The sequence below is a fragment of the Vibrio atypicus genome (assembly GCF_009811315.1).
In the GTDB taxonomy this organism is placed as follows: domain Bacteria; phylum Pseudomonadota; class Gammaproteobacteria; order Enterobacterales; family Vibrionaceae; genus Vibrio; species Vibrio atypicus.
The window spans coordinates 264,761-274,550 of the sequence record NZ_BLID01000007.1; the positions used below are offsets into that span (position 1 = coordinate 264,761).

Annotated in this window: 7 protein-coding genes, 1 rRNA gene and 1 other annotated feature; of the genes, 4 read left to right on the top strand and 4 right to left on the bottom strand. The window is 43.3% G+C overall.

Annotated elements, in window-relative coordinates; translation table 11 throughout:
* Window positions 1-41: 41 nt before the first annotated feature.
* The 4 genes from pheA to bamD all read right to left on the bottom strand — a co-directional run bounded on the left by pheA (window position 42) and on the right by bamD (window position 4,456).
* Window positions 42-1,220, bottom strand: a complete 1,179-nt coding sequence (gene pheA / locus GVO60_RS16075; protein ID WP_159655821.1) for a prephenate dehydratase — start codon at window positions 1,218-1,220, stop codon at window positions 42-44.
* 14 nt (window positions 1,221-1,234) lie between these two features.
* Window positions 1,235-1,355 (bottom strand) — a sequence feature (Phe leader region).
* A 129-nt stretch (window positions 1,356-1,484) separates the two neighbouring features.
* Window positions 1,485-1,820, bottom strand: a complete 336-nt coding sequence (gene hpf, locus GVO60_RS16080) for a ribosome hibernation-promoting factor, HPF/YfiA family (protein ID WP_159655823.1) — start codon at window positions 1,818-1,820, stop codon at window positions 1,485-1,487.
* A gap of 355 nt (window positions 1,821-2,175) precedes the next feature.
* Window positions 2,176-3,615 carry an MltF family protein gene (locus GVO60_RS16085; RefSeq protein ID WP_159655825.1) on the bottom strand — a complete coding sequence of 480 codons (1,440 nt, stop codon included), beginning with the start codon at window positions 3,613-3,615 and terminating at the stop codon, window positions 2,176-2,178.
* A gap of 115 nt (window positions 3,616-3,730) precedes the next feature.
* A complete protein-coding gene (gene bamD / locus GVO60_RS16090; protein WP_159655827.1) occupies window positions 3,731-4,456 on the bottom strand; it encodes an outer membrane protein assembly factor BamD in 726 nt (241 codons plus the stop codon).
* A 172-nt stretch (window positions 4,457-4,628) separates the two neighbouring features.
* Between bamD and rluD the strand changes: the two genes are divergently transcribed.
* From rluD to GVO60_RS16115, 4 genes are all read left to right on the top strand, one after another.
* Window positions 4,629-5,609, top strand: a complete 981-nt coding sequence (gene rluD / locus GVO60_RS16095) for a 23S rRNA pseudouridine(1911/1915/1917) synthase RluD (RefSeq protein ID WP_159655829.1) — start codon at window positions 4,629-4,631, stop codon at window positions 5,607-5,609.
* 2 nt (window positions 5,610-5,611) lie between these two features.
* Window positions 5,612-6,340, top strand: coding sequence for a peptidoglycan editing factor PgeF (gene pgeF, locus GVO60_RS16100; RefSeq protein WP_159655831.1), 729 nt, complete (start codon window positions 5,612-5,614; stop codon window positions 6,338-6,340).
* A 114-nt stretch (window positions 6,341-6,454) separates the two neighbouring features.
* Window positions 6,455-9,028, top strand: a complete 2,574-nt coding sequence (gene clpB / locus GVO60_RS16105; protein WP_159655833.1) for an ATP-dependent chaperone ClpB — start codon at window positions 6,455-6,457, stop codon at window positions 9,026-9,028.
* A gap of 534 nt (window positions 9,029-9,562) precedes the next feature.
* Window positions 9,563-9,790 (top strand): 16S ribosomal RNA (locus GVO60_RS16115); the annotation flags it as partial.

The following is a 9,790-nucleotide window of genomic DNA, read 5'->3' on the forward strand; positions in this document are numbered from 1 at the left end:
GTCAGCTTTAATGTGAATTTATTTGAGCTGGGTAGATTTATTTACTGCAACTTAACTTGAGTTGGTTTTACATTTTCACTTGGAAAGCAGCCTAGTACTTTTAAGTGTTTGGTGATTTTGGTCAACTCTGCCAAGGCTTGCTGCATCTCATCAGAATCTAAGTGAGAGGCTAGGTCGACGTAGAACATCTCTTCCCAAGGGTTACCCATGATAGGGCGTGATTCAAGCTTAGTCATGTTGATACCATAGCGCTGAAGAACTAACAGTGTTTCTACCAATGAGCCCGCTTCCTGAGAGGTTGACATAATCAGTGTGGTCTTCGCTGGTATTTGTGTCGATACTTCGACAGGTTTACGAGCGACAACAATAAAACGAGTGTGGTTCTCTGTTTGGTTGGCTATGTTGCCTTGAATAGACTGTAAACCATACAGCTTTCCGCTTGATGCATTACCAATAGCAGCTACATCGTTGCGATTCATTTGTTGAACTTTTTGCATCGCATCTGCGGTACTCGCGCAAGATTCTAGTTTGACGCCTTTCAGCTTACTGAGAAATTCACTGCATTGTTGGTGAGGCTGCGGATGAGAATAAAGCGTTTTGAGTTCTTCTAAACGCAGTTCAGATGTCGCGACTAAACAATGCTCTATTGGCAATGTGAGTTCACCAACAATATAAAGAGTGGTGTGTTGCAATAGATCGTAAACTTCATTGATCGAACCTGAACTGGTGTTTTCAATCGGTAGCACACCATAATCTGCATGACCTGATTCAACCGTATTGGCCACTTCTTTAAAATGCTCGCAGTTTAGCTCAATTAGTTCAGTGTTCTTACGACTGAAGAACTCGCGGCTTGCCAGGTGTGAGTAAGAACCTTTTGACCCGAGAAACGCAACTCGTGCCAGTGGTTTACGGCTTATCTCTGGATTTGCTAGGTTTTGTAGGTATGACTGCTGTAGAAGGACTGAATCTTCAATGATGGTATGGAACAGTTTAGTGATGTATTGAGCATCAAGTTGATACTTATCTTTACCTGCATTGATTAACTTTACGAGCAGCTGTTGCTCTCGGCTTGCGTCGCGGACGGGTTTAGATGTCTGAACTTTGCTTTTAGCGACTTCGATACTCATTTCTCTTCGCTCAGAGAGTAGCTTTAGCAATTGGTCATCAAGCTCATTCAATCTTAAGCGTATTTCTTCCAGCGAGTATTTTTGTTCAGTCATCCTATATTCCTTAAAATAAAAAAGCCTCCCGTTTGGGAGGCTTCCTGTTCGTTTTTGACTTTTCTTTCGAAAACGAGAGAGCCCCCAACCTTAGTGGAGAAAAAAGAAGTCAAAAAAGAACAGAGAGGTAAATTGCATAAATAGTTACTTTTTGTTGAGGCTCTAAACACAATAAGCAACCACTGATTGAGCGTCAAGCAAAAAAATAGCGCCCTTAGGCGCTATTTTTTGAATTCCTCTATTACTCATTAAGGGTGAGTTTGATTATTCTTCTTCTAGTTCCGCTTCTTCTAGCTCTGGTTTCTCTGTTCGACGAGCTTCAGGCTTGTGGCGTAGTTTGTTTAGCTGACGTTCTAGTTTCTGTTCTACCTCATTAACGGCAGCGTATAAATCTTCATGTGTTGCGGATGCGACTAGTTGGCCTTTTGGTACGGTGATCACTGCTTCAAACTTTTTCTGTTTGTTCGGCTCCTCGCTGAAGCTTGCTTGACACCCAATAATGTCTACCTGCCACTTTTCTAGTTTCTTAAATTTGCTCTCAATATGAGTGCGGATTGCAGAGGTGATGTCGATATTTTTACCAGTGATGTTTACTTTCATAGATGTTTTCCTCTGTGTCATCCCTCATGGGTTAACTCCAGATTACCCTTCGTCAGCGAAAATAATGTGATCTAAGTCATGGTTTGATAGGGGGGTTTTAGTGCCGAAACTAAACGTGATCAATCTCAAAGAGTGTGGCGTTTTTTATATGAAAAAGCTTGAATCAGTGAAAAAACTCATTAGATTGGAAGAGGTAAGACGCTAAAAATCATCTGCTTTTTAGGGGCTTAATACGACCATCAAAACTGCCTGCCCAAACTTTAACCGCAATTAAACTGTGAATGCTCTTCCAAAAAAATCGTTCTTCTATCCATGACAGCTCTTTAGTTGATTGTTTTGTAATCTAACTATTTAGCTAGCGTAATATCGTGGGAAGTGTAATTTCTCGATTAATGGTGGCTGATTGGTTCTCTCTGATTGATTTGAGAGATTCTAACTGTTTGTAAATAACGAAATAGCGATTAATGTTGGCCACATAGTGAACAGGTTCGCGGCCTATATGTCTGCGAGTGATGATCTCGACATTTTTAAACCACTTATTTGGGTCATAACCTTGCTGTGAGGCAAGTCGTCGCATTTTTCTAATATTCGCTGGGCCTGCATTATAAGCAGCTAACGAAAAATAGACTTGATTGTCTGGGCTTATCGTCTCATCACTAAAATAACGGTCTTTGAGAAAGCGCATGTACTTAACACCAGCGTGGATGTTGTTGTCTACTTGGTAGATGTCAGGAATATTGACGTTGGGATCTTTAGCCGTACTTGGCAATACCTGCATCACTCCTACAGCACCTTTGTGTGACACTTTGCTCTGATCTAATCCAGACTCTTGGAATCCCTGAGCAGACATCATTAGAGGATCGAAGCTGTATTGCATCGAATATTGGGAAAATATTCCTGAGAGTGATTCAAGACGGTTGATATGGTTTGGGTTGAGAATTTTTTTCAGCCAACGCGTGTTATCAAGGTATTTCCCATAGATAACATTCCCTAGCAACGTACCAGAACGAGACGTTTTAAGGTACTGATTAACAAATGCTTCTAACTTAGGGCTCTGCTCACGCATCGCCCAAGCGATTTGACCATTACTACGAAGAGGCAGTGCATCATGTACTTGAATATTATCCATTACCTTTAGCCAAAGTTCGGTTTTGTGGCTATCTAGCACGGTTGCCTGAATATGTCCTTGGTTCACCAGTTCTATCAATTCAATATCTTGGAGAGTCTCTTCTATAAAGCGGACAATAACAGGTGGAAAACCTTGGCTATCTAGCTGGTGGTTGAGAGCTTGAAGGCTTTCGAAATAGCTCGAACTGGCTCTTACCCAGACTTCTTTGCCACTCATCTCTGTAAGGTTTTGTAGAGGAGGAATCGATTTATTGGTAACTAAGAGCTCTCGCACATCTTTAAGCACAGGTAGGCTGAAATCAATTAGTTGATCCCGAGAGTCAGTGATAGTTAGGTTTGCGACGATGAGATCGCCATAGCCTTTTTCTAACGAAGGGATGAGTTCATCTCGGTGAACAGGGATGACTTGTAGGTTAAAGTAAGAAGAGCGCTGTTTAAGTTGTTTTTCAAAGTGATAAAGCAACTCGGCTAGAATCCCTTTTGGTTTACCATCTTCTACGTAATAGAAGCCGAGATCGGCAGAGACTAGGACTCGAATAACCCCTTTGCTTTCTAGCTCTGGAAGGTCACCAAAGTAGGGCTCTTTTTGCAGTGGGGACAGCGACAAGGCTGAAGCACTCGAAATAGATAACCATATTAGGACCAAGCTCAGTACAACTCGTGACATCAACTAACCTCTTAACTTTGTTAGTTAAAAATAGTCTGCGAGTTTGATTTGAGCCAAGAAAGAGTACAAAAAAACCGCTCCAAATGTGAAGCGGTTCTGATTAATTAATAAACGGCTAAAGAGGGTTTAATTCAATCAACTCTTCTGTACGTTTGATTGCGTCCTCAAGGCCTAGTTGTTTATAGGCTTCAAGTTGAATCTTTAAAGACTTACGTGCGGCGACAGTATCAGGGTACGTTTTTTGTAGTTCTTGAGTTCGGTTTATCGCGGCGATCCATGCTTCTCGACGTAGGTAGAAGTCTGCTGTTGCTAAATCATATTCCGCGAGACGATTCTTTAGAGCGAGCATGCGTTTTTGAGAATCTTCCGCATACAGGCTAGTCGGGTAGCGATCCAATAATCGTTTGAAATCAGCAAACGCTTTTTTTACTGGCTCAGGATCTCGGTCACTACGATCGACGCTGAACAAATCATGCATGAAGTTACGGTCTTGAGCCATGTGGGTCAAACCGCGCATGTAGAGTACCCAATCCAGTTTTTCATGAGTTGGATTCAAACGAGTGAAACGTTCGATGGTTGCTAGGCCTAATGCTAAATCATCATTTTTGTAGTAGGCGTAAATTAAGTCTAATTGAACTTGTTCCGAGTAAGCGCCAAATGGGTAGCGCGAGTCTAAGGCCTCTAACTGACTTATGGCCGAAAGCCAATTACCACTTTGAAGCGAAATCTGGGCTTCTGAATACAGTTCAGATGGTGGCACATCTGGGACGATCTCTTCGCTGCTTGAACAGCCAACTAGTACTGATAATGCCAATAAGCCAGATAAAGTATGCTTTTTCATGTCAGGATTCGATTCCTTGAGATAAATATTTCTGTTGCTTCCGTTACTTTCTGGGCAGTAACAGATACAATGTCCAATTATACCCGATCAACTCGGTCTATTGAGTTGTGGTGAGTAGCCTATTTTTCCACAGTAGTGACAATTAGTCTCACAGTTTTTAAAAAAGTTCGATATGGCTCAGCAGATTGAATTAACCAATACAGTAAAAGATAGCCAGTTAGGCCAACGCCTAGACCAAGCTATCGCCGAATTATTCGCCGATTTTTCTCGTTCGCGCCTTAAAGAATGGTTGCTAGCGGGTAAAGTCCAAGTCAATGGTGAAGTAATCACTAAGCCTCGCACCAAAGTGATGGGTGGGGAAGAGATTATTCTGCAAGCGGAACTTGAAGATGAAGAACGCTGGGAAGCGCAAGATATTCCATTAGACATTGTGTTTGAAGATGACGACATCATAGTGATCAATAAACCACGAGGTTTTGTTGTACACCCGGGTGCCGGAACTCCAGATGGCACAGTGCTTAATGCATTGTTACACCATTACCCAAATATTGCTGAAGTACCACGTGCTGGTATCGTGCACCGTTTGGATAAAGATACAACTGGTCTAATGGTCGTTGCGAAAACCGTACCTGCTCAAACGCGTTTAGTACGTGCTCTCCAGAAGAAGCGCAACTTTATTCGTGAGTATGAAGCGATCGCAATCGGCCGAATGACGGCTGGTGGTCGTATTGAGCAACCTATTGGTCGCCATTCGACAAAACGTACTCTGATGGCGGTTAGCCCTATGGGTAAACCTGCGATCACACACTACCGTGTAGCCGAGCACTTCCGTGAGCACACTCGTATTCGTCTTCGTCTAGAAACGGGCCGTACGCACCAGATTCGTGTTCATATGTCTTACCTACAGCACCCACTGTTAGGTGATAGTGCATATGGTGGACGAGCGCGTATTCCAAGTGGCGCGACAGAAGAACTAGCAGAGAAAATCCGCAGTTTTGATCGTCAAGCACTGCATGCGGTGATGCTTAAGTTTGAACATCCAATCACAGGTGAAGAAGTGGAGTTCCACGCACCAGTACCTTATGATATGGTCGAAATGGCTGAAGCACTGCGTCAAGATACCCAAGAACACGGTTTACAAGACGAGTTCTAAGTATGGATATGATCATTCCTAATTGGCCCGCGCCAAAACATATTAAAGCTTTCGCTTCTACGCGAGTGGGAGGAGAGTCCAATGCTCCATACCAAGGCTTGAATATTGGCGCGCATGTTGGGGATGATGTGGATATCGTGGCAAAAAATCGAGAGTGGTTGTTTGAACACTCTCCGATGCCGACAAAGCCAATCTGGCTTAATCAAACCCATTCCACACGAGTGTTTGAAGTAGAACAACCTAGTGACACGGTTCTTGATTGTGATGGTGTTTTTACTCAAGCGGGTAATGTGGTTTGTAGCGCAATGACAGCAGATTGCTTACCCATCCTCTTGACGAATCTTGCAGGCACTCAAGTTGCTGCAGTACATGCTGGTTGGCGTGGGCTTGCTAATGGCATTGTTGAAAATGCACTTGAGAAGTTTGATGGCGAAGTTATGGCTTGGATCGGTCCTGCCATTGGCCAAGCAGCGTTTGAAGTCGGTCATGATGTATTCGAAGCATTTTGCTCATTTGATCCTCAAGCAGAGCAAGCCTTCCAACCGAAAACAACCCCAGGAAAGTTCTTAGCTGACATGAATATACTGGTTACTCAACGCTTGAATCGAGCAGGAGTCAAGCAAGTGTATTACAGCCATCTATGTACTTATCAAGGTAAAGAACGTTTTTATTCCTATCGTCGTGACGGTGTTACAGGTAGGCAGGCAACCTTTATCTGGATAGAGAATTAATCCATATCAAAGAAGTGATTTATCTTCGCTCCCTCCCTTGAAAATCTGAACTTGTGTAGCCATCTTTCATACTGATTAAAGAACTTTTTCTCAGTTGAGGTTAGGAAGATAGATATGCGTCTTGACAGATTCACAAGTAAATTTCAAATCGCGATATCTGACGCACAATCGTTGGCGTTAGGCCGCGACCATCAATACATTGAACCCGTGCACCTGATGGTGGCATTAATGGATCAGGACGGTAGCCCAATTCGTCCGTTACTGACCATGCTCAATGTTGATATCACTCATTTGCGCTCAAAGCTAAGCGAAATCCTAGATCGACTGCCGAAAGTTAGCGGCATTGGCGGAGATGTTCAGCTTTCTGGTGCTATGGGAACGATGTTTAACCTGTGCGATAAAGTGGCACAGAAGCGTCAAGATGCCTACATCTCATCTGAAGTCTTTTTATTAGCTGCTATTGAAGATCGTGGCGCGCTAGGTTCTTTGCTAAAAGAGCAAGGGTTAACTGAAGCTAAAATTAGTGAAGCGATTGATAAAGTACGCGGCGGTCAAAAAGTGAATGACCAAAATGCCGAGGAACTACGTCAAGCTTTAGAGAAATTTACCATTGATCTGACAGAGCGAGCGGAGCAGGGCAAGCTTGATCCTGTTATCGGCCGAGACGATGAGATCCGTCGTACGATTCAAGTACTCCAACGCCGCACCAAAAATAACCCAGTCATTATTGGTGAGCCTGGCGTCGGTAAAACTGCAATTGTTGAAGGCTTAGCTCAACGCATCATCAATAACGAAGTACCAGAAGGGTTGCGTGGTCGTCGCGTACTTTCTCTCGATATGGGAGCGCTGGTGGCGGGGGCCAAATATCGCGGCGAGTTCGAAGAACGCTTGAAATCTGTTTTGAATGAATTATCGAAAGAAGAGGGAAATGTCATTCTCTTCATCGATGAGATTCATACCATGGTTGGTGCGGGCAAAGGCGAAGGCTCGATGGATGCGAGTAATATGCTGAAACCAGCATTGGCGCGTGGTGAATTACACTGTGTTGGTGCGACCACCTTGGATGAATATCGTCAGTACATAGAGAAAGATCCAGCCTTAGAGCGCCGATTCCAAAAAGTGCTCGTTGATGAGCCTTCAGTTGAAGATACGGTTGCAATTCTGCGTGGGTTGAAGGAGCGTTATGAGCTGCATCATCACGTAGAAATTACTGACCCAGCGATTGTTGCCGCGGCGAGTTTGTCTCATCGTTATGTTTCTGATCGCCAATTGCCAGACAAAGCGATTGATTTGATTGATGAAGCGGCATCAAGTATTCGAATGCAGATTGACTCAAAACCAGAGTCACTGGATAAGCTTGAGCGCAAGATCATTCAACTTAAAATTGAGCAACAAGCACTGACCAACGAGCACGATGATGCAAGTGAAAAACGTCTTGAGATTCTTAATGAAGAGTTGCAAGAGAAAGAGCGAGAGTTTGCTGAGTTAGATGAAGTTTGGAATGCTGAAAAAGCGGCCTTGTCGGGCACGCAACATATCAAATCTGAGCTTGAACAGGCTCGTATGGATATGGAGTTTGCACGTCGAGCTGGTGACTTAAATCGAATGTCAGAGCTGCAATATGGTCGTATTCCTGAATTAGAAAAACAGCTCGATTTAGCGACTCAAGCTGAAATGCAAGAAATGACGCTACTTCGCAATAAAGTAACGGACAATGAAATCGCGGAAGTTCTCTCTAAGCAAACAGGTATTCCAGTATCTAAGATGCTAGAAGCAGAAAAAGAGAAGCTGCTTCAGATGGAAGGTGTGCTACATAAACGCGTTATTGGACAAACTGAGGCGGTTGAGGTCGTATCAAATGCGATTCGCCGTAGCCGAGCTGGGTTATCTGATCCGAATAAGCCGATTGGTTCATTCTTGTTTTTAGGTCCAACAGGTGTAGGTAAAACGGAACTGTGTAAAACCTTGGCCAACTTTATGTTCGATAGTGAAGATGCCATGGTTCGTATCGATATGTCAGAGTTCATGGAAAAGCATTCGGTGGCTCGATTGGTTGGTGCTCCTCCTGGTTATGTTGGTTACGAAGAAGGTGGTTACCTAACAGAGGCCGTCCGTCGTAAGCCTTATTCTGTCATTTTGCTTGATGAAGTAGAGAAAGCGCACCCTGATGTGTTTAATATCTTACTGCAGGTATTAGATGATGGACGTCTAACGGATGGTCAAGGTCGAACCGTGGATTTTCGTAATACCGTCGTGATCATGACTTCAAATCTGGGATCGGCTCGTATTCAAGAGAGTTTTGGTACTGTTGATTATGAAGGTATGAAACAACAAGTCATGGACGTTGTTAGTAAGCATTTTCGCCCTGAGTTTTTGAACCGAGTTGATGAGAGTGTGGTATTCCACCCATTAGGTCAGGAACATATCAAGTCGATTGCATCTATTCAGTTAAATCGTTTGTCTAAACGGATGGAAGAAAAAGGTTATCTACTAGAGGTATCAGAGAAAGCGTTAGACCTTATTGCCCAAGTTGGCTTTGATCCTGTGTTTGGTGCGAGGCCGCTAAAACGAGCGATACAGCAAAGTGTCGAAAACCCACTAGCGAAAGCGATACTTGCAGGTAAAGTAATACCAGACAAACCCGTGAAGTTGTTAGTCAACAACGATCAGATTATTGCGCACCAATAATATGCTGTTAAATAAAAGGGTCATTTGGCCCTTTTTGTCGATCTTTAGTTCGCTTTGAGTAAAATTTCAACGAACAAACTAAAAAGAGATGTTTTTTGCAAATTAGGGGTTGTACTGCAACGATTACTCCCTATAATGCGCCTCCGTTGTCACGGGAAACTTAGAGTTGAACGGGGCAATGAGACGGCATAGGAAGTTAACAATTAACATCCAGAGAAATAACTAAAAAAGTGTTTGACACTGAATGTTATCTCGCTAAAATGACCGTCCGTTTTGAGAGAAGACTCAAAGCAAAGCTCTTTAACAATATAAACCTATCAATCTGTGTGGGCACTCGTTGATGATAATCCAATTAGAAGCTTAGGCTTCAAATTAGGTTTCAATGAAACGAAGTGACCAATACAAATAATTACTTTCTTTATAGAGAGGGGTTATTTGGCACAGTCAATTCATTATCGTTCTGTTGGAACGATAATAGCTTTAAAATTACACAGTAGTTTTGAAGTCAGTATTCATTGAGCCGAACAAAATCTTAAATTGAAGAGTTTGATCATGGCTCAGATTGAACGCTGGCGGCAGGCCTAACACATGCAAGTCGAGCGGAAACGAGTTATCTGAACCTTCGGGGGACGATAACGGCGTCGAGCGGCGGACGGGTGAGTAATGCCTGGGAAATTGCCCTGATGTGGGGGATAACCATTGGAAACGATGGCTAATACCGCATAATGCCTTCGGGCCAAAGAGGGGGACCTTCGGGCCTCT